At 34.8% G+C, this 21,457-nt stretch carries 20 protein-coding genes; 10 read left to right on the top strand and 10 right to left on the bottom strand.

Annotated features, from left to right (window positions below; translation table 11 throughout):
• Positions 1 to 241: 241 nt before the first annotated feature.
• Genes Q0L29_RS13115 through Q0L29_RS13105 form a run of 3 tightly spaced genes read right to left on the bottom strand, consistent with a single transcriptional unit; the run spans position 242 to position 2,350 of the window.
• Positions 242 to 685, bottom strand: coding sequence for a hypothetical protein (locus Q0L29_RS13115; RefSeq protein WP_296622373.1), 444 nt, complete (start codon positions 683 to 685; stop codon positions 242 to 244).
• Between the two features lie 2 nt (positions 686 to 687).
• Complete coding sequence (locus Q0L29_RS13110) at positions 688 to 1,353, bottom strand: hypothetical protein (protein ID WP_296622372.1); 666 nt, start codon at positions 1,351 to 1,353, stop codon at positions 688 to 690.
• A 43-nt stretch (positions 1,354 to 1,396) separates the two neighbouring features.
• A complete protein-coding gene (locus tag Q0L29_RS13105; RefSeq protein WP_296622352.1) occupies positions 1,397 to 2,350 on the bottom strand; it encodes a threonine/serine dehydratase in 954 nt (317 codons plus the stop codon).
• A gap of 87 nt (positions 2,351 to 2,437) precedes the next feature.
• On the opposite strand from Q0L29_RS13105, the gene Q0L29_RS13100 reads away from it, so the two are divergent.
• Together Q0L29_RS13100 and Q0L29_RS13095 are read left to right on the top strand one after the other, a co-directional pair.
• Positions 2,438 to 3,691: a lipase family protein gene (locus tag Q0L29_RS13100; protein WP_296622351.1), complete on the top strand. Its 1,254-nt coding sequence runs from the start codon at positions 2,438 to 2,440 to the stop codon at positions 3,689 to 3,691.
• A 46-nt stretch (positions 3,692 to 3,737) separates the two neighbouring features.
• A complete protein-coding gene (locus tag Q0L29_RS13095; RefSeq protein WP_296622349.1) occupies positions 3,738 to 4,154 on the top strand; it encodes a response regulator in 417 nt (138 codons plus the stop codon).
• A gap of 24 nt (positions 4,155 to 4,178) precedes the next feature.
• Here Q0L29_RS13095 and Q0L29_RS13090 read toward each other — a convergent pair whose 3' ends face one another.
• From Q0L29_RS13090 to Q0L29_RS13065, 6 genes are all read right to left on the bottom strand, one after another.
• Entirely contained in the window at positions 4,179 to 4,982 is an 804-nt protein-coding gene (locus Q0L29_RS13090; protein ID WP_296622347.1) for a hypothetical protein, read from the bottom strand.
• A 10-nt stretch (positions 4,983 to 4,992) separates the two neighbouring features.
• Positions 4,993 to 5,661, bottom strand: a complete 669-nt coding sequence (locus Q0L29_RS13085) for a FecR domain-containing protein (RefSeq protein ID WP_296622345.1) — start codon at positions 5,659 to 5,661, stop codon at positions 4,993 to 4,995.
• 43 nt (positions 5,662 to 5,704) lie between these two features.
• Positions 5,705 to 6,190: a sigma-70 family RNA polymerase sigma factor gene (locus Q0L29_RS13080; protein WP_296622343.1), complete on the bottom strand. Its 486-nt coding sequence runs from the start codon at positions 6,188 to 6,190 to the stop codon at positions 5,705 to 5,707.
• A 69-nt stretch (positions 6,191 to 6,259) separates the two neighbouring features.
• Positions 6,260 to 6,919, bottom strand: coding sequence for a DUF3365 domain-containing protein (locus Q0L29_RS13075; RefSeq protein ID WP_296622341.1), 660 nt, complete (start codon positions 6,917 to 6,919; stop codon positions 6,260 to 6,262).
• Between the two features lie 3 nt (positions 6,920 to 6,922).
• Positions 6,923 to 8,842: a GAF domain-containing protein gene (locus tag Q0L29_RS13070; RefSeq protein ID WP_296622339.1), complete on the bottom strand. Its 1,920-nt coding sequence runs from the start codon at positions 8,840 to 8,842 to the stop codon at positions 6,923 to 6,925.
• Positions 8,843 to 8,938: 96 nt separating this feature from the next.
• Complete coding sequence (locus Q0L29_RS13065; protein WP_296622337.1) at positions 8,939 to 9,457, bottom strand: YfiR family protein; 519 nt, start codon at positions 9,455 to 9,457, stop codon at positions 8,939 to 8,941.
• A gap of 254 nt (positions 9,458 to 9,711) precedes the next feature.
• Here Q0L29_RS13065 and prfA point away from each other — a divergent pair, with 254 nt between their 5' ends.
• From prfA to Q0L29_RS13040, 5 genes are all read left to right on the top strand, one after another.
• A complete protein-coding gene (prfA, locus tag Q0L29_RS13060; RefSeq protein ID WP_296622336.1) occupies positions 9,712 to 10,782 on the top strand; it encodes a peptide chain release factor 1 in 1,071 nt (356 codons plus the stop codon).
• On the top strand, positions 10,766 to 12,151 hold the full coding sequence (locus Q0L29_RS13055) for a choice-of-anchor Q domain-containing protein (protein ID WP_296622334.1): 1,386 nt from the start codon (positions 10,766 to 10,768) through the stop codon (positions 12,149 to 12,151). The genes prfA and Q0L29_RS13055 overlap by 17 nt, the downstream gene beginning before the upstream one ends.
• Positions 12,152 to 12,527: 376 nt before the next feature.
• On the top strand, positions 12,528 to 14,570 hold the full coding sequence (locus tag Q0L29_RS13050; protein ID WP_296622333.1) for a M3 family metallopeptidase: 2,043 nt from the start codon (positions 12,528 to 12,530) through the stop codon (positions 14,568 to 14,570).
• 248 nt (positions 14,571 to 14,818) lie between these two features.
• A complete protein-coding gene (locus Q0L29_RS13045) occupies positions 14,819 to 15,928 on the top strand; it encodes a carboxypeptidase-like regulatory domain-containing protein (protein ID WP_296622331.1) in 1,110 nt (369 codons plus the stop codon).
• A 293-nt stretch (positions 15,929 to 16,221) separates the two neighbouring features.
• On the top strand, positions 16,222 to 16,821 hold the full coding sequence (locus tag Q0L29_RS13040; RefSeq protein WP_296622329.1) for a hypothetical protein: 600 nt from the start codon (positions 16,222 to 16,224) through the stop codon (positions 16,819 to 16,821).
• A 197-nt stretch (positions 16,822 to 17,018) separates the two neighbouring features.
• Here the strand turns inward: Q0L29_RS13040 and Q0L29_RS13035 are convergent, their stop codons facing one another.
• Positions 17,019 to 18,788, bottom strand: a complete 1,770-nt coding sequence (locus Q0L29_RS13035; RefSeq protein ID WP_296622328.1) for an adenylyl cyclase — start codon at positions 18,786 to 18,788, stop codon at positions 17,019 to 17,021.
• Positions 18,789 to 19,088: 300 nt separating this feature from the next.
• On the opposite strand from Q0L29_RS13035, the gene Q0L29_RS13030 reads away from it, so the two are divergent.
• From Q0L29_RS13030 to Q0L29_RS13020, 3 genes are read left to right on the top strand one after another with little or no spacing between them, the layout of a single operon-like run.
• Positions 19,089 to 19,484 carry a DoxX-like family protein gene (locus tag Q0L29_RS13030; protein ID WP_296622327.1) on the top strand — a complete coding sequence of 132 codons (396 nt, stop codon included), beginning with the start codon at positions 19,089 to 19,091 and terminating at the stop codon, positions 19,482 to 19,484.
• A complete protein-coding gene (locus tag Q0L29_RS13025; RefSeq protein ID WP_296622325.1) occupies positions 19,481 to 20,215 on the top strand; it encodes a DUF2071 domain-containing protein in 735 nt (244 codons plus the stop codon). The genes Q0L29_RS13030 and Q0L29_RS13025 overlap by 4 nt, the downstream gene beginning before the upstream one ends.
• Positions 20,206 to 20,958 (top strand): class I SAM-dependent methyltransferase, encoded by a 753-nt coding sequence (locus tag Q0L29_RS13020; RefSeq protein WP_296622324.1) that lies wholly within the window; start codon positions 20,206 to 20,208, stop codon positions 20,956 to 20,958. The genes Q0L29_RS13025 and Q0L29_RS13020 overlap by 10 nt, the downstream gene beginning before the upstream one ends.
• Positions 20,959 to 21,457 lie beyond the last annotated feature (499 nt).

Genomic DNA, 21,457 nt, shown 5'->3' with positions numbered 1-21,457 from the left:
GCTATTGCTTCAGAATTTTTAGTTGAAACTCACTATTTACAGGCGTTCTGAATCCTAAATTAGAATCGAACTCAGGTTAAAAGGAAAATCATTGCTAACGTGATTTTTAATTGTATATCAAATGCTAAAGTTTCCAGCCAGGGCTAGATGGAAATAACCAAAATAGTGACGAAAATATGTAAGAAATTGGTTTTAAGCATTTCAAAGCATAAAACTTAAATTCTTTGGTTTTGTTTACATCTTAGTTGATCTCTTCAATTAAAATATCTTTCCCATTCCAATTCACCTTATCTCCCGCCTTTTTACCCATCATAAGTTGTGCAAGAGGCGTAACTGCCGAAACCAAAAAAACATCTTTATTATTGACTGAAATTTTTCCATAAGAAATGGAAATGAAGTAATGAGCCATGGAGGTTTTAACTAAAGCTCCAAAGTCTATTTTTTCAAACTGCTTATTGGTTTTGATTTGATTTAAGCTCTCTATCTGTCGATCGATCACACCCAACTGAGATTGCAGTTTATCTCTTTCTTGATTCATCATCTCCCTGCCCGTTTCATATTTATCTCCTGCCGAACTTTTGGTGTCAGAACCCATTGAATCCTTAACCGCTTCAATTTCATTAGAAATATTGAGCTTTTTTGCTCTCAGCTCCTCTCTGCATTTTTCTATAATCTCCAACTTCATGCTTATTGATTAATTCGTTCGAACATGGCTTCTAACTTTGACCTGTTATTTCTTAAATCACCCATTGTACATTCATAACTTTTAAGGGATAAAATATTAGGGAAACTTAATTTTCCCATTGCAATAGAATAACTTATGGTAATTGGAACATAGTTAAAAAGCATGATAATCTTTTGAAAATTCTTTGTTTTGACCTCCTTGAAACCTAATTTCTCAGCTGTATGTGGATTTATAAAATAAGCATTGGCTTCAATCTTAATATCATCTTGCTTTTCACTGAGGCTATCTAACATATTAATCATGCCTTCCATATAGCTGTAAAGAATTGCCTTTTTATTTCTAGACTCACTTTTTTGCATACTTAAAGTGTAATAATAATCGAAGAGGGTTCCGCCATGTAATTGAATTTTATTGTTTTTTATTGCTGAAGACAAAAGAAGTGGTGAATAATATACAATTTGACCATTATTTCTGCCTGTTGGAACATCAATAAAAGAAGCATAAATGGAAATTACGATTGGGATTAAAATCAATATTAACCAAACATTAGTGCTCCAGGCCATGAAAACAATCACTGCAACAATGATGAGTAAATTTAAAACAAAAAACCACAACTTTCTTTTTTGGTCTCTTTTAGGAAGAATATAGTAACGATGGACAACCTTCATATATCATTAAAAAAATAAGCTTAGTAAAAACTTTGTTAAAATATTAGAAAGGCAGCTTTTTCAAATCAATATTCCCCCCACATAAAATCACTCCCACTTTTTTTCCTTTAAACCGGTCTTTCGCCTTAATCATAGAAGCAAAGGGCACAGCACCGGATGGTTCTACTACTAATTTTAAATAATTAAAAATCAAGCGCATGGCTTCAATGATTTCATCATCACTGACTGTAATAATATCCTTTATATACTTTTGAATAATAGGAAAATTCCGCTCACCTAATGAGGTTCTAAGTCCATCGGCTATGGTGTCTGGATTTTCCATTGGAATCAGTTCACCCGCTTTCCATGATCGATAAGCATCATCTGCACCTGTTGGCTCAGCTCCAATTACAGGAACTTTATTTCCAAAGTATTGAGAGGAAAGTAAGGTTCCCGACATCAATCCACCTCCACCTATAGGGGCAAAAATAGCTTTCAAATGATCGGTATCTTCTATCATTTCCTTGGCGCAAGTTGCTTGTCCGGCAATTACATCATAATTATCATAAGGGTGAATAAAAGTTGCGCCTGTTTTTTCCACCACCTCATTTAAGGCCTCTTCCCTTGCTTTTAGATTAGATTCACAATAAATCACTTCCGCACCATATCTTCTAACCGCCTCCACTTTCACTTCTGGTGCATTTTGAGGCATCACAATAAATGCAGGAATTTTTGCTAGTTTGGCCGTTAAAGCCACCGCTTGAGCATGGTTGCCGGAGGAGTGTGTTGCAACCCCTTTTTTCAGTTGCGCTTTGCTTAATGAAAGAATCGCATTGGAAGCGCCACGCATTTTAAAGGCACCTACTTTCTGTAAATTTTCACATTTAAAATAAACGTTTACTCCAAGCATCTCGTTCAACTGAATAGAAGTAAATACAGGTGTACGATGTACATAATCGTGAATCCTTTTTTCAGCTGCCTGTATGTCCTCTTTTTTAGGTATTTCTTGTAGGAGCATATGTTAAGTTAGTTTTAATTTAATATATTGCTTAATAATTTCATTTGAAATAGATCACACTTTAATTACCATTAACAATATCTGCATATGCAATCTACTAAGTTTCTTCGATTATTTTTCTTCCTTTTGTTCCCTGTTTTCTTTTTTTCCTGTAATAATGATCTGGATGATGAATTAGAAAATGAATTTGAATTTCAGCAGGTAGTGAGTTATGAATTTTTAGATTCTATTTCTACTGAAGAGATTGTCGAACGTTTTGGAGGCAATAATTTTGTTTCAGGCTTTGTCAATTTTGATATTACAGCTCATAGAATTACTTATATGACCCAAAATTTTGATGGAACAGAAGTAGAGGCATCAGGATTAATTTTAATTCCCATTGTTAAAGGTTCAGCAAAATTAACAAGTTTTCAGCACAGCACTTTAGCTAAAGATCCAAATCCGGATATTGATAAAGAGCATAGAGCACCCTCTTATTTATCAGAAGATAATGCCGAAATACATTTATCAGCTGCACTTTTTGCATCAAATGGTTATATGATCTCTGCTCCGGACTATATTGGTTATGGAAGTACAGGAGATATGTTTCACCCATATGAACATGTTCAAACCACTGCCACTACAAGCTACGATATGTTAGTAGCGGCAAGAGAATATGCTGAATTTTTGGAAGTAGCCATGAGAACCGATGGTGATTCTGAGGTGGAAGAATTGCATTTATTAGGTTATTCTCAAGGAGGAAATTCCACTATGGCCTTACATAAATATATTGAAGAAAACCACATGGAAGAATTCAAAATAATCCGAAGTGCGATGGGAGCTGGAGCCTACCATAAAACAGCAGTTGGAGATTACATTTTTAATTTTCAAGGTGAAATAGGCTTTTCTATTGGTCTTTATTTATGGGTGATGGATACTTATGATAGAGTTTATATACAAAAAGGAATGGGATACTATTTAAAAGAACCTTTTGCCACAGAAGTAAGTGAAAATGGCTATTTTGCCCTCTCTAATACAAATCCTCAAGAAATTTTTACTGATGCATTTATTGCTGATGTAAACAATCCTGACAGTGAATTTAGGGTAGCTCTAGCTGATAATGACGTACATGATTGGCGAGCAGAATCACCTATAAAACTGTATCATGCCAGAGAAGATGCTTTGGTGCCTTATTTTAATTCTGTAGATGCTTATGAGAATATGACAGCTAATGGTAGTGAGGAAGTCCTTTTTGAAACTTATGAATTTGGAGGTACTGTTCCACCAGAAAATATACATGGAACGGCTGGCGGTAAATTTTTCTCGGATGTGATTACAAAATATTTTATCTCAGGTAATTAATTTTTAGTAGTTTCTTACAGAAACAGCTATAATTAACATAAAAATTATGTCACCAAACAACCAAGACTTTGAGGTATTAATTGTGGATGATGATGAGATGACTGTTTTTTTACATGATATATATGTAAAAGAAGATGATTTTCACCCTTCCCCTATCCACTTTTACAACGGTAAAGATGCCGTTGATTATTTTAATACCTATTTCAATGTAAAGCGGCATTACTGCATATTATTAGACATTAATATGCCGATTCTAGATGGATGGGAAGTGATGGATGAAATCCTCGAAAAAGGAATGGATAAAAATGTATCCGTTATTATTTTAACTTCCTCCATTAATACTGCCGATAGAATCAATGCGAAAAAGTATGATATGGTGATTGATTATGTTGAAAAACCATTAACTGTCGATCATCTCAGTAAAATAAAATCTCAGGATAAAATTAAAGATTTTTTTAGTTAGATGCATAAATAGGTTTGGGTAGGTCTAGTTCGATTTTCTACTTTGCTCATCAAAATAAAATTTGAGGGTAGATTCTTGAGGTTTTGCCTCTTTTGCGTAAATAATGAAATAATAGATTCCTGTTTTTTCACAATTGATTTTTTCTATTTTATTATTCCCATCGAATGACTCTAATAGCTGTTCTTCTCTCTTAGAATTCGTTATTCTTAGTTTTAAATTTTCATTTTTCTCCCAGTAAAAATAATAATCCGTTCCTTTAGTAAGCACATAAGAATATTCTTTCAAAACTGGGAGGTCATCCGTTTTAATATTCACATTATACTCCTTTAATAATGTTAAAGCCTTTAAATCCGTATTCTGATTCAATTTGCTTGAGGGAATTTTGATTTCTCCAGCCTTCTTTCTTTTCAGTTTTGAAAGGCTTATACAGCTTCCATCAGGATCTTTGGAATATAATACCAGTTTATAATTTCCACTTTGATGCTTTCTTAAAGTTATGAGTGATTCACCCTTAACTTTTTGTTGTATCGTTTGAGTTTCAATTTCTGTATTATCCCAGTCAAAAACTTTATAGCCTAAAGAAGCCTCAGGGTTCATTTTCTTTATTAAGAAATACTGCGGGTCTTTAGGAGAAGACGTAAATCGGTATTCTTCATAAAAAGGAATGTCTTCATAATCTTTAATAGAAAGAATAAGATTAAAGTCAACCTTTAGAGAATCCGGATCTAATGAGGAAGTAAAAGTCAGTAGATTGTCTGCACATTTCGATTGCGAATATGTACTGATAGAAAATGTCGTAAAAAGTATAATCAGTTTGATCGTTTTCATCTATTAGGTTTTAAAGGTTCATATAGTTTTCAAAAATTAAAAAGGTTTTTTGTGCTTTGAGCTTGTTATAGGATATGACAGTTTTGCCATCCTTTTTGAAAAGCAATTTTTCTCCACTCACTAATACTAATTCCTCTGTTGTAACAGTTGGGTTTAACCATCTAATATTTCCTTTCTCTACAAAAACGTTCATCTCCTTATGCTTTAATTCTTGAATTTGTAAAGATGAATTTCCTTCTAATATCAGATATCCATTTTGCGTTTCGATTAATAAATGTTCTTTGGCTTTAGTGCTTATTTCTGCTGTTCCCTGAATTTTAACCCATTTAGTTGATTCAAAGCTGATGGAATCATATTCAAACTTCGAATCAGAACTTATGGTCACTTCACTACCATCTGATAATGTAAAGTTTTGAAGTGGGGCTTCCGAAATAAAAGGATTAAAAATCCATATTGATATGGACAAGAATAAGATAACACTGGCCGCTGCCCAATACCATTTATAATGAGTGTTTTGGGCAGGAGAAGGTGTGATGATTTCATTGTAATCCTGAATCACCTGATTGAAAAAATCTGCATTTCGCTCAGACTCACCTATCCAATCCATCAACTCTTCCTCCTCCTGAGGTGATAATTTACCCTCTAAATACTTCCATATTTTTGAATATGATTTCTCCATTTTATTAGTTCTAATGTATAGATGAAAAACCAGATGCTTACCCCTAATTTTTACTCATAAATTTTCTGATTTTTTTAATTGCAATACTGACTTGGTTTTCAATAGTCTTTTCACTCACTTTTAAATAATCCGATATTTCATGATGCGTTAATCCATCCTCAACTTTAAGCAACATGATTTCCTTGCATCTAGGGGGAAGTGTATGGATCGCTTTTCGCAATTGATCTACTTTATCATCTTTGAATTCTGTTTGATCTTTTTCCTCTATCTCTGACTTAAGAAAATGATAGTTGACCTCCATTTCCTTTTTATCTTTAGCTAAGATAGCATAAGCTTCATACTTAGTGCATTGGACCAAATAAGCATAAGGATTTTTAATTTCGGCTAGTTTATCAGAATCCCAAAGTTTGCGGAATACATTATGCACTGCTTCCTCAGCATTTTCCTGAGAGCGCATTAATGCAAATGCAAACTTGATCATCTTTGCTTGGTAGTCCTTATAAAATTGATGGATGAGTTCCTGCTTCAATTCAATTTTTATAATAGGAGTAAAATATATTTGAACACCCCTAAAAAACCTGAAAGAAAAATTTGCGAATTATAAACCTTGAACAATTTCCTTTTTCAGAAACTTCAAGCTCCACATACCTCTAAGGTCGCCCACTTTGTAGCCAGTGGCTTTATCATTAGGATATTCCTCTTTTAAAATGCTATGAACTTCCTCTGAAATTTGACTTGGACTTCCATGGCAATTAAGGCATAGCTCAGAGGGTATCCGGATTGGTTTATTATAAAGTATTGTGTCTCCGGGGCGAATGAATTGAACATTTGCGCCTATATCATCTCCATGTTCAACTGAATATTTATAGGCCTCTAAAACCTGCTTTTCTAAATCAGAGGAAGCATTATTAGGATTTCTGTATTTATTACTAACCCTTTTTAGGAAAACTTTGTATTCTTTTGCCAAACTATCAGTAAGCGGATAAGCATTCATACTACAAAATTCTGCAGCTGCTTCGTACCCTCCCTCAGCATATTTTTCTGATATTTTGCCCATAAAAACTGAGCCTGCGATTTGGGTAATAGAATCTCCAAGTTCAGTTGTTTTATTAATTATATCAGCTTCGGACACTTTTTTTACTTCGCGCTGGTCTTGAGTGTCCTCAATTCTTTTAGGCCTTCTTTTTTCTGTAGAGAAGCCACAAGCCCAAACCACCATCATCAAAATCGCAAATGTTAATTTATAGGATGGTGACATATGCTATATTAATTCTTCATTAGAAACTACAGCTCCTATCATTAAGTAATTGCTTCCACCGGAATCTTGACCGCTTAATGGTCCGCATGAGAATTGAGCATTGACAATTTCTCCAGATTTATTTTTCAGCTTTATAACTCCAGACCAGGTTTTACCTGCTTCCAAAGATCCTTTTAAGGATTTTAAAGCATCTTTAGAATCTACAATTTTGCTTAATTCACTTCCACTTAAATCAGATGAGGAATAGCCTAATTTATCAGAGACCACATTATTTATGCTATTGATATAAAAGGAACCATCCAATTCAACCATCATATTGGTATAATTGATAATTTTCTCTTTATCCTCTCGCTCACGTTGTGCTCTTTCCATTTCTTCTTGAGTGGCCTGAAGTTCTTCCATGTTCTGGCGCATCTCTTCCTCTTGCGAACGCATCTGCTCGGTCATTTCTCTAGACTCTTCCAATAATTTAGAAGTTCTTTCATTTATTTTTACTGAAGAAATAGTGGATGCAATATTTTCAGCAATTTTCTCCACAAATTCCCTTTCGTGTTCAGCAAATTCATTAAAAGAAGCTAATTCAATAATTCCATAAATTTCTTCATTTACTTTCAATGGAACTATTAAAATACTGTTCGGATTAGCCTCACCCAAGCCGGAAGTAATCATCACATAATCCTGAGGAACCTCGGTCATATAGATTGTCTCACCTTCTAACCAGGCTTGACCCGTTAAGCCTTCTCCTTCATAGATTTTTTGCTCTAAGTATTTCTTTTTACCCCAAGCATAGCAAGCCGTTAGCTCTAAGAACGGATCCTCATCATCTTCTCTGTTAATAACAAAAATGCCTCCTTGATTGGATTTTGTATACTTTACTAAACTGGAAATAATATCATCTGAAAGAAGCGAAATATTATCATTGTTCTTTCTTAAGATATCTCCAAACATAGCCAAGCCTTCGGTAGTCCAGTTTCTTTTCTTATCCTCTTCAGCCACTTTTCTTAAATTACCTCTCATGTTTATCAAGGCATTTCCTAAAACATCTTCTTCACTTAATGGCTCATAATCAGAATCATATTTACCATTACCAATGTTTTCAGCAAAGTAAGAAGTGTCTTTCAGTCCGTCCACTAATTGACCAACAGCCACAGCCATTTCTCCAATCTCATCATTGCCAAATTTCCTGTCGTTATTCTCAGGCAGTATTCCTTTTCCTAATTTTACAATAATGTCTTTGATATAATTAACTGGCTTGGTGATAGAGGATGCTAACCAGAAAGCCCCGATTAAGCCTAAAATCACAAAAACTATCCCTAAAATAATGGAGGTATTTCTCAAGCTATTAGAAGATTCTAACACCTCTTCTTCATAACGTTCTGATTCCTCTTGTTTATCGACTAATATTTCATTTAGATGTGCAATAACCGTATCTGTTCTCGGAATAATCTCTCTTTCAATAGTTTCAGATGCCATGAATTTTACAATAGGATCCTCATAATCCTCAAAGGTTTGTAAGCTTTCCATAACTTCTTTCTGAATCCCTATTAAGTCTTCGAATTCCATGAAAACAGTATCCATATCTAGCCTCTGCTCTTCATTATCCCAGTTTTCCTTTAGCGAACTAATTTTTTCTTTCATGGCAGGATATTCCTCATCATGAATAGCTTGTAAACTTTCTTTGTCGCTTTCATTGCTCTGGAGATACACCCAATTGGTTACCAGCATTTTTGATCTTATAATCAAGAGGTTAAAATCCTTTATGCTGGTTAAGGAAGGTTTGATTACATTGGAGTTGGTCGCAGTTAAATTACTATTCTGGCTAACCGTAAAAATTGTAATCCCTGCATATACTATAAATATCAAAATGAGAGTAATAAACCCACCTAATATTTTATTCCCAATCGTAAATCGAAAGTTTTTCATCTTCTGGACTTTAAAAAATTATTCTTTTTAAACTTAATGAAAATTATTGAATTATGAATTTATTACAATAATTCTAAATCCACTATTATGTAATATTTAATTTATTTCTTCTCCAAAACGGGTTAACTCTTGAGACATTTTCAAACCTGAGCTCTCAAGCGTATTAGTATTCACTTCAAATCTCAATTTGCCATTTACATCTTTAAAATTGATCATGGATCCATTTCTTGCCATTCCCTCAGATTCCGTTACCAATAAACATGGCTGATCTTTTAAATTATTTTTAATTGAAGTAAAAGATTGATTTTTTTCAGTTGGCACAAATAAAATATGATAGAATTCTCCTTTATTCACCTCGTCTAATTTCACCACTTTTATGCTTCTATCCCCCACTTTTTTTATCTCAGCCATTTCCTTTAATAATGGAATTATTTCAGAATCACCTAACACCGCTATTACAAAATCTCCCTTTTTTTTCTCTTCAGGCCATTCAATATATTTCGTAAAACTGTAAAAGAAAACTTTGTGAAACCGATAGTTTTTTTCCTGAGCTAAACCGACTTTAGCTACAAAAATGAAAACAAGAAATATGGCAATGATTTTTAGGTGACGCATCTGCAAATAAATTTCTTTATTTAAAAATATTAATGCAAGTTATATTATCAACTGTAATTTAACCTACTGCTTTTTTATTTTAAAGTGAAAAAGTAGTCATTTTTCGCTGAAAAAAGAAGTATTAATCGTTGAACACTATCGAAAAACCTGTCAATGAAGTCCTCAACTTATTACAATCATAAAATATGATCAAATTTGAGCTTTAATGTATTGATTAATATTTAGTAGTTTTGCACTTATAAATTGATTGCTTGATGTTAGACAGATTAGAACGTATGAAAGAACGCTTTCAGGAAGTGGGCCAATTAATGGTTCAGCCTGATGCTATGGCGGATATGAAAAAATTCACCGAACTCAGTAAGGAATATGCTGATTTGGAAAAAGTGGTAGATGTTTATGATGCTTACACCAAAGTATTGGATGACATCAAACAAGCAAAAAACATTCTGGAGAATGAAAAGGAACCTGAGTTCAGGGAAATGGCCAAAATGGAATGGGAAGAGTTAAAGCCAGAGAAAGAAAGGATTGAGGATGAGCTGAAAAAAATGCTGATTCCTAAAGATCCCAATGACTCCAAAAATGCAGTCTTGGAAATTCGTGCAGGAACTGGTGGAGATGAGGCCGCAATCTTTGCAGGTGACCTTTTCAAAATGTACCAACGATTTTGCGATAAAAACGGCTTAAACCTGATCGTACTCGATTTAACTTTTGGTACAGCAGGTGGATATAAAGAAATTATCAGCACCGTTACCGGAAAAAATGCTTATGGCACTATGAAATATGAATCCGGTGTGCACAGGGTGCAAAGAGTTCCGGCTACTGAAACACAAGGAAGAGTGCATACTTCTGCCGCCACCGTTGCCGTTTTGCCCGAAATTGATGAGGTAGAGGTGGAAATTGATATGAACGATATCCGAAAAGATACTTACTGTTCTTCTGGACCTGGTGGTCAATCTGTAAACACTACCTATTCAGCAGTTCGTTTAACCCATGAGCCCACTGGCTTGGTAGTTACTTGTCAGGATCAGAAATCTCAACTTAAAAACTTTGATAAAGCACTAAGAGTATTGCGTTCTCGTTTGTATGAGATAGAATTAGCAAAACAAAATGAAGAAGTGGGTGCTCAAAGAAGGAGTATTGTTAGAAGTGGAGACAGATCGGATAAAATCAGGACTTATAACTATCCGCAGGGAAGAGTTACAGACCACAGAATCAACTATACAGTGCATAATTTACCCAATATCATGAATGGTGAAATTGAAGACCTTATCGAAAATTTACAGATTGCCGAAAATGCAAGCAAATTGGATGAAACGGCTCAGTAAGGCCCTATTATTTGCTTTTAGTGGTTTATTATTTTTTGGTTTTGCCTCTTGTTCCTATGAGCCCGAGCCAACCACTGAACCAATAAACCTTTCTTTTTCTACAGATACTTTGCAATTCGATACACTTTTTGCAGAAAGGCTAAGCATTACCCGAAGATTAAAAATTAAGAATCCATCGAATAAAGCGGTGAACATCTCCTCCATAGGCTTAATAAATCAAAGCCAGGCTTTTCAGTTGACTTTAAACGGTAGAACCCAATCAAGCTTTTCTGATCAGCTATTATTAGCCGAAGATAGCCTACTTTTATTAGTTTCTGCCAATATTGATCAAGGTGATGTTAACAATCCTTTTGTCATAAGAGATTATTTGGAAGTGATAAATCAAAATAATGCTCAATCGGTTGTATTTGAAGCCTGGGGTCAAAATGCAAATTATATTTCTGATTCTATTTTAGCATGTGACACCAGATGGAACGCAGAAAAGCCTTATGTTTTATCAGGTACTATTCAATTAGATTCTTCTTGTGTTTTAAGCATTGAACCCGGAACCAAAATATACAGTGCTCCTGAAACTTTTCTTATTATAAATGGAAGTTTACAAGCGGAAGGAAATCTTGAAAACCCAATCATTTTTACAAACGATAGATTAGACGAACCATTTGCAAGTGCTCCAGGTCAATGGGGTGGAATTGTATTTCTTGAGGATAGTAAAGATAATTACCTAAAACACACCACCATCAAAAACGCACTATTCGGACTTAATCTTAATGTTTTTAATCCCGATAATCAGCCGGATTTGATATTGGAAAATTGTTTTGTGGGCAATATGGCGATCTCTTCTGTTATATCTTTAAATAGTGATTTTGCTGCTGTCAATTCTGTATTTTACAATACTGCTGGTGGTACAGTATCTCATACGGGAGGAGGAAGTGCTTATTATACTCATTGCACCATAGCTAATTATTTTAATACTGCGCGTGAAGATCCGGCTGCCTTTTTTTCGGACTTAGCCTTTGATAATAATGAAAATGAAATTCTCGCTCCTATGGAGGTTCAATTAGTGAACAACATTATTTACGGAAGAATTACGGATGAAATTCAATTTTTCGAGCAACAGGAAGGTAATTTAAGCTTTTCCTTTTCGCATAATTTATTTAGAAGCAGTATTGAAATATTGAGTCAAAATAATTCCATCAGAAATCAGAATCCCTCCTTTGTAGAGGTAAATGATGCGGATTTTCGATTGGGAGAAGACTCACCAGCAATTGGTGCTGCGCTGGAAACCGAAATTAATACAGATATTTCAGGAAATAATAGAGGCACTTCTCCGGATATTGGGGCTTTTGAGTATACAGAAATTCAAGAATAAACTGCAAACTTTTTTAGGAGGAAACATTCACTGCATTCCTCAAAAATAACCAAGGTTATTTTCTTTTGTTTTCTTACTTATCTTTTCCAGATTTAGGTCAGGACAAGTAGTGGTTAAAAAATGAGTTTTTTTAGTCCCATTATCAGCAGCACTTTCCCACCACAACAGAAACAAGAGAACACAAAAGATTTTTCGCTTATGCGAAAAAAATAAACATCATATTTTGTTTGTGGATTTGTGCAAGCATATGCAAACTTGCTTTCACAAATGAGGGGAAAAAACATAAAATCAATTCATATAATTTAATCTTCTCACCCTTCAATTCCGTACTAAACAACTTAAGTTTGCAATTGATATTTAAAAAAGAAGATTTTCCATGGATAACCCACTATTAAAAAACTTTGACACCCCCCATCAAACTCCCCCATTTGATAAAATAAAGTCGGAGCATTTTATGCCAGCTATTACCGAAGCTATTAAAGAAGCAAAACAAGAAGTTGACGGCATCACTTCACAGAGTGACGCACCAACTTTCGAAAACACTCTGGAAGCAATGGAATTAGCGGGTGAAAAGTTAAGCTCGGTAACTTCCATTTTATTTAACCTCAACAGTGCGGAAACCAATAAGAAAATTCAAGAAGTAGCAAAAGAAGCTTCTCCCATCTTATCAGAATTTGGCAATGACATTTGGCAAAATGCAGATTTATTCGAGCGCGTAAAAATCATTTATAAACAAAAGGAACAGCTTGAGCTCGATAACGAGCAAGAAATGCTTTTGAATAAAACCTATAAGGCTTTTATAAGAAATGGGGCTGATCTGAATGAAAAGGACAAAACCCGATTTAAAGAAATCACGAAAAAGCTTTCCAATCTCAGCCTTAGTTTTGGTGAAAATGTTCTGGCTGAAACCAATGATTACGAACTGGTGATTTCAGATGAAAAAGACTTAAGTGGTTTACCGGATTCTGCCATTAGGCAAGCAGCCTCAACCGCCCTAAGCAAAGGTAAAGAAGGAAAGTGGGTATTTACCCTACAAGCGCCAAGCTTTGTTCCTTTTATGGAAAATGCGGATAATCGCTCTTTGAGAGAACAGCTTTACAAAGCCTTTATGTCCAAAGCCAACAAAAATGATGTGCGAGATAATAAAGCCATCATTCAGGAAATTGTAAACCTGAGAAGTGAGAAAGTCAGTCTTTTAGGATATGACACTTACGCAGATTATGTGCTGGAAGAAAGAATGGCTGAAAGTAAGGATAAAGTGCAGCAGTTTTTGGATGATCTCTTAAAACAAGCCCTACCTAAAGCAAAAGAAGAAGTGGCCGAAATTAAAGCATTTTTAAAAGAACTAGGTGAGGATATTGACTTGCAGCGTTGGGATTGGGCTTATTATTCTGAAAAGCTGAAAAAGAAAAAGTATGCCATTGATGATGAATTGTTAAGACCTTATTTCAAATTGGAAAATGTGCTGGATGGCGTATTTCAATCGGCTGAAAAGTTATATGATATTCGTTTTAAAGAAGTTAAAAATATTCCGGTTTATCATGAAGATGTAACCACTTATGAAGTATCCACTACTTCAGGTGAGCATGTAGCCATTTTCTATGCCGATTTCCATCCAAGAGAAGGAAAAAGAGGAGGCGCTTGGATGACGGGCTACCGAGATCAATACCGAAAAAATGGAGAAGACATCCGACCACTAGTTTCCAATGTTTGTAATTTCACTCCATCTTCACCGGGCAATCCGAGTTTACTCACTTTCAATGAAGTGACCACTTTATTTCATGAATTTGGTCATGCCTTGCATGCCATGTTAGGCAACAGCCGCTACGGCAGCTTGTCCGGAGCTAATGTTTATTGGGATTTTGTGGAATTGCCTTCTCAAATATTTGAAAATTGGTGTTATGAAAAAGAATGCCTTGATTTATTTGCCAGACATTATGAAACAGGCGAAAAGATTCCACAGGAATATGTTGAGAAAATAAAAGCCAGCAGTACTTATCATGAAGCTTATGCCACCGTAAGGCAGGTCAGTTTAGCATTGTTGGATCTGGCTTATTTCAGCTTAGACAGAGAAGAGGCTCAAAACATCGAAAATATAGCCGACTTTGAAGAAAAAGCCATGGCACCCACAAAATTATTTCCTAAAGTGGAAGGCACTTTGATGAGCACCCAATTCGGGCATATTTTTTCCGGTGGCTATGCCTCAGGTTATTACAGCTACAAATGGGCAGAAGTTCTGGATGCAGATGCCTTCTCATTATTCAAAGAAAAAGGCATATTCAATAAGGAAGTCTCACAATCCTTTAAAGACAACATCCTTTCAAAAGGAGGAAGCGAACACCCGATGGAATTATACAAAAGATTCAGAGGCAGAGAACCTAAAATTGAGGCTTTGTTGGAGAGGGCTGGGTTGAAATAAATTCTTCCAATTATTTGATTTAACTAAAGCGTTTCAGGAATTTTCTGGAACGCTTTTTTTGTGTAGAATTTTAAGGCTTATCGAAAAGGTTCTGGTTTACTAAGGTTTTAATATTGAAGTTTTTATATTTGGTGTATAACTTGATTTTTAATTGACATTAGATTGATAATTTTGTTTGATGATATGTATGTATCAGCAATGTTGATAAGGAAATTTTAGTTGCAATTATGCAGCATCTTAAATTAGAAATGAAACAAATACTAACTCTATTTTTTTGCTTATCTCATCTACTTGGGCTGTCACAAGATCAAATTCATTTGGAAGGGCGAGTGCTTTCTAAAACAGATTCTACTCCGATTTTTAATGCCCATATCTTTTTAAAAAATACAAGACTTGGTACTTCTACCAATGAGCAAGGCTATTTTCAGTTCAATTATTCTGATAAATATAAAGAGAAGAGCCTTTTAATATCCTGTATAGGTTACAGTCCTGAAATAATAAAAGAAACTGAAAAGGACAAAGTTATTTTTCTTGAGGAAGATGTATTAGCACTAAAAGAAATAGTTGTTACCGCAATAGATCCAGTGAAAATATTAGAAACTGCGCTTGAAAGCTTTAAGATGAATTACTATAGAGGTGATATTAATAAAACTATATATTATAATGAAAACATACTTAAGAATGGACAACCGCTACGTAAATTAGAGATAATCGCAAATGTTGGTTCAAAGGGATTCGAGCGAAATCATAAAAATCCAAGTGTTTTCATCAATCAAAAAAGACCGATTTTTAATAACGATAAGACGTTTGATGGCGCAAATGGAATAGAAGTGCTTTATTCATTAAGTTGGACAAGGAATTATCTCAGGAAAAGTGTGATCAAAAAACATGACGTTTCGTTTATAGGTAAAGCTAGTTTTCTTGACCATGATGTATATCGAATAGATTTGACAAAGCCAGAAAGACCAAATCTAATTACATCAATCTATATCACTCAAAAAGAACATGCGATAATAGCAATTAAGGAATCTTTCGAAACTAATAAACAAACTGGTGAGGAAAAATCTGGCTCAGAGTTGTATTTCATTGAATCAATCCAGTATGTTGATTTTACTCAGACAACAAGTGGAAAATGGCATGTAAATTCAATTGATGATTTCAGGATTTCCAGTAACGATGACACTATAACGGAAATCAGAAGATATATAAAGGTTCTATCTGTAAGCGAGACTAAATTAAAAACAGATTTAAGTCCAGTAGATAAGGAAACTGACTTATATGATTATGAATCTTCATATAGCAAACAATTTTGGAGTAATTTTAATGCTCCTCCTGCTTTGAAGGGAAATTTTGAATAAAGGAAAAAAGGCAACAAACATTCTTTATAAACAGTGGCTATTCAGTGGGCAACGAAACATATTCTCTTTGTAGAAAGTCCATCAATCCTGTCGATTGAATTATTGGTAAAATTTAATAAGCAAATTCTGCGGATTGCCTATTTAGAAACTTGAAGTTTTTGTACATTTAAACCAGCCACGCTTTATACAATATGCGTTATTTGCAATACAAAAAAATACGATGTTTCACAATTTTGACAATAATTTTATTATTCACGAATTGTCGAGAACAATCCGACAGTAGTCAATCAGGAATGACGCATGTACCTCTATCTAATACTTCATCATCAATTGATTTAGATTGGTTTCCAAAAAAAAGCCAAAAACAATTAATCTTAATCGAAGTCTCTAAAATAAAGGACGAGATTCATCGACTTATAAATCTAGATTCGATTGATCTAACACTTGAGGAAATTTACTTCCAAGATCAAATTTATCGAGATAGTATTAACACCGTAGCTAACTTAGATAAACCTGATATCAAACGATTATATCAAAAGATGGAGCTGTTTGATAAAATGAACTCAGAAATAGCAATAAAATTACTACGAAAGTCATCATGGCCCAAAACTAAACGCATGTCAAAAGAAGCGCAAGAGGCGCTTTGTTTAGTAGCAATTCATAACAACACAAAAGAATTGAATCAACTTGTCTCAGCATATTTGGATCGAGCATATTATATTGACTCTTCATTTAGTGCATTTATGTTTGCTGCTGTTTCTGATAGATTATCTCTTAGAGCTGGTGGTGACTATATTTATGGAACTCTTAGGTTTAAAAAGGAAAAGTATAATCGGACAGAAATTGCTCAGATTAATAAAAACCGATCAATATTGGGACTAGACAATTTATAAAACAGATAGCATTTGCTAAAATGAATATACCAAGTATGCTTTTTGACAGGCATTTGGTAAATAGAAAGATAGAAAGTCTAGCAGATACGGTACATACTCATTTTAGCTTTATGCTTCTACTAATAACATTAATCCAATAAGTTCAATAATCAACTAAATTCAATCCTCGAAAACACCTATTTACAGAAAAGAGTGTACTATTCTTTTCCTTTAAATCCATCATACTGTTTTAGTTCGCCCACTTCGGTGGATTCGCCCAATCCATTTATTGAATGATTGATGCCTCCATTGAGTTCAGCAAATGTTGAGATATGTGTAATTACTATGCCTGAATTGTCAGGTACTTCCATGGCATTTTCTAATCTGACATTATTGGAGACCGTGGGCTCACCACGGAAAAAACTATAAATACCCAAGCCATAGGCTTCGTGATTTTCAACGCTATCCGCAACTTTATAAGAAGCATAGCCAGGTTGTCCATTATCATTCCAAAGCTCTAAGCTGGGTGGGGAATAGGGGATTTCAGATTGATAAAAACAAGTTCTTCCGTATTCTCCTTTCCAAAGCGTTTGATAGCCTTGAAAGTGCTCATTAAACAAGCCATAGATAGTTACATGATCCCCATTTACAACAAGCCCGTGCTTATTTTGTCCGTCCATCCATTCAGTTCCGGTACCATGATCAGCTCGCCATAACCAAAAATGATCGCCAATTACATAATTGCTATTGATAGTTATAGTAGTATTGGCTTGACCAACTACTGCACCTCCAACTCGGCAATAGATATCATGAAGAGAAATGGGATTATCAGAATAATCCTCATCAGAAGCCTCTGTTCCAATTTGAATAAGTGTTGGAGATAACTTTGGACCCGCATCTACCATAATACCAGCTATTTTTATTCCGGGAATATCATGAGTAGCCACTGCAATCTCTCCATTTTGAGTAATGAGGGTAGGTAATCCAATTCCAAGCATTACAGTATTAGATTTTGTGATGGTAAGGGTTTCATCTAATTCATAGATACCGGGCGTAAACATAATATGCTTACCATCAGCTAAAGCTTGATTAATGGAAGTGGAATTGTCTTTATCGGGAAAAGCGATATGAAATTCTGCTATCGAAATTAACTCCCCCTCCTCATTACGATTCATCCAGGAAGGCCCCGAAGTTTCTCGAAGCAGTTCAGGAACAAATATCGCATAATCACCTGATTCTGTATAAGTCAAAAACGGTTTTTCACGAATTACTGGTGTTTTGTCAATTACGGTTGTTGGTTGAGCAGGCCATGTATCATTCGGAGCGCCTTCCACACCAACAAACACTCTGTTCCAGTTTCCGCCTTCCCACGAACCAATGCTTGAATTTCTTGTCATCCACTGTTGTCCTGTGGTTAAACCAGCCCTGCCTTCTACAAGAGAATTGGCAAGAACACCACCACTTGCCCAACTGCCTTTATCAAAATTTATATCCCCCGCAACATGCATTCTTCGGTAAGGAGCAGCTTGTGAAACTGCCCAATAAATCATTTCGCCATTTTTTGGAATAATTTTGAAATTTTCGGCACCGCGCCAAAACATAGTGGTCACCTTATTACCACTTGTAGATGAAGTGGATTGTACCGCTCCATTGATGGTAACATCATCCGGGTACCTGCCTAAACCAAGCGCCTGAACATAATAATCTACCGTCACATCTACATCATAGCTTCCCGGTTTGAATAATAGCGCATATCGTTCTGAGCCAAACTCGTTATATTTTTGTTGCTCGTGTAAGGCCTCAAGGGTCATCTTTATACTATCCAGGTTCATTGAATCGTCAAATATGAGGACATTTTTACCAAATATGGAGGTATGTGGAGATGTATGCAAAACATTAGAATTTTGCTTTGGGTTGGAACATCCAGTGGCTATACTTAACAACAGTATAGAGGAGAGGGAGTAGAAGAAATAGCGGATAGGGCGCATGATAAAATAATTAAAATAAGATATTATGTGTAATGCTAATTATACAACTAAAGTACTAAAAAACAATTACTATTTGAAAGTAGACCTAGACCGTAAAAATAGATGCGCTCCTTGGTCAAGAAAAGCAATTGTGTCAGATTTTAGGCTCGAATCGCTAACAAAGCAAAATGCAAAGGCCTGTGTATGAAGCTAATTTTATTAAATTAGAATTTCAAATTTAATGGGTTGTGAACCACGATTTGTAAATTTGCTTATGCCAATGAAGAAATTAGTGCTTTTGACCTCCTAAATAACAACAACTTGACCACCAAAACCATCCACAAAACACATACCTTCCTAATAGCCACAGTATGGCTTATAAATGGATTAGTATGTAAAGTACTAAATGTGGTTCCAAGGCACGAGGAAATAGTTGCAAGCATCTTGGGAGATGAAAATTCAAGATTGTTTACCGTTTTAATAGGGCTTTCTGAAATAACAATGGCAATTTGGGTATTAACAAAATTCAAATCGAAGTTGAATGCCATTACCCAAATCATTATTGTAGCAACTATGAATATTTTGGAATTTATACATGTTCCCGAGCTTTTACTTTGGGGAAGGTTTAATATAATTTTCGCGTTTCTATTTATTGGGTTCGTTTATTATAACGAGTTCGTCCTGAATAAGAAACTAAATCCGCAGACCACATCATGAGCTTTCTAAAAAACCATCCTTTTGCAGTTGAAACCTATTTCGAGAACTCCATTGTGCTGACTTATGCTATTGCCAAAGAAGAATTGCAGGACTTGATTCCTGAATGTTTAGAGCTTGATACTTTTGATGACAAATGGGCTTTTGTTGCTGTGGCAATGGTCGACACAAAGGGCTTAAGACCTAAAGGATTTCCTAAATTTTTGGGTAATGATTTCTTTCTAATTGGTTTTCGAGTGTTTGTGCGCTATACCGATAAAAGAGGGAAGCGATTAAGGGGGCTATATATTTTGAAGTCTGAAACTAATAAAAGGAAGATGGCATTCTTTGGTAATATTTTTACGCATTACAATTATACCACTACCGATATCCGCTATAAAAAGGAAGACGATCAACTTACTATTCGCTCTGAAAAATCTGCCTTAGATGTTACGGTTAATTCCGCAAATCAGGATATTAGATTACCAGCAAACTCTCCGTTTAGCAATTGGAAAGAAGCCAGGCGATTCGCTGGGCCATTGCCCTTTACCTTTACTTATAATGAGGAGAAAAAAAAGGTTTTAATCATTGAAGGCGTCAGACAGAACTGGAAACCGCAACCGCTTGAAATTCAAAGAGCAAATGTAGGCTTTATAGAGGATAAAGGTTTTAAAGATATACATCTGGCGAATGCTTTTGTAGTGAGAAATATTCCCTATTACTGGAAAAAAGGAAAAGTAGAGCAATGGAAATAAAAAGACGAAAATTTCAGGGCGTTCTCAATATTTTAAGCTTTAACAGGCATTTTTATGTTATTGGATTAATTGTTTTAGCCATAACTCTTTCTGGGCTAATGTTTTTTGAAGTCCCAGTTTTTTGGAATTGGATAGTTGCGGCTGCTTTTCTATATGGACTTATTATGCCATTAGTGGTTTCGGCTTATGTTTATGATTTTTCAGGCTATTATGATTTTAAATGGTTGAAGAAACTCCATTTAACGGATCAAACACCAGAGCAAATAGTCAATATCAATGCAGGTTTTGATGAAACGAGTTTTATACTCAAAAACAATTTCCCGGAAGCCTCCTTAAAAGTTTTTGATTTCTACAATGCAAAGCAACACACAGAACCAGCAATAGTAAGAGCCAGAAAAGTCAGCATGCTATATCCTGATACATCTCAAATAAAGTCTGAAGAGATTCCTTTAGTAAATCAATCGGTAGATCTAATTTTTTTACTATCTGCAGCTCATGAAATCCGTACTCATAAAGAAAAAGTAGCTTTTTTGAAGGAATGCCACAGAATTTGCAAGCCAAACGGTAAGGTAATTACAGTTGAGCATTTAAGAGATATCCCAAATTTTTTTGCGTTTACCATTGGCTTTACACACTTTTTCTCAAGAAAAGCCTGGGAAAAAGCATATAAGGAAGCAGGTTTTTCTTCCTTTGAAGAAAGCAAATTCACCCCATTCATGTCTATCTTTAATTGTCGTCCATAATTCAATATGCAAATTCACTTTCAGATAATCGGGGTTTTATTAATGGGCTTGGCTTTTGTCCACCTAATTTTTCCAAAATACTTCAAATGGAAAGAGGATTTAAAGCCATTGACTTTAATAAACAGACAAATGATGACTGTTCATACATTTTTCATCGCACTTGTGGTTTTCTTGATGGGCTTGCTTTGTTTCACTTCATCATCAGACCTAATAGAAACAAAGCTAGGCAAAACTATTTCACTTGGGCTTGCCATCTTTTGGAGCTTACGGCTCTTAACTCAGTTTTTCGGATATTCTGCCAAGCTATGGAAAGGAAAAACCTTTGAAACTGTAGTTCATATTTTTTTCAGTGGACTTTGGGTATATTTGAGTTTAATATTTTGGATGAACTATCTAAATTGAAAAGCTTTTTATAGTGATTTTAAAAATTTAATAATAGAACTTAAAACAAAAATAAAATGCAAAACCAAACCTACATAGATTTTGCTCACTATAACAT

This window comes from Marivirga sp., assembly GCF_024636815.1.
GTDB lineage: Bacteria > Bacteroidota > Bacteroidia > Cytophagales > Cyclobacteriaceae > Marivirga.
The sequence above is the reverse complement of the archived record's forward strand: the minus strand, read 5'-3'. Positions and strand labels throughout refer to the sequence as shown.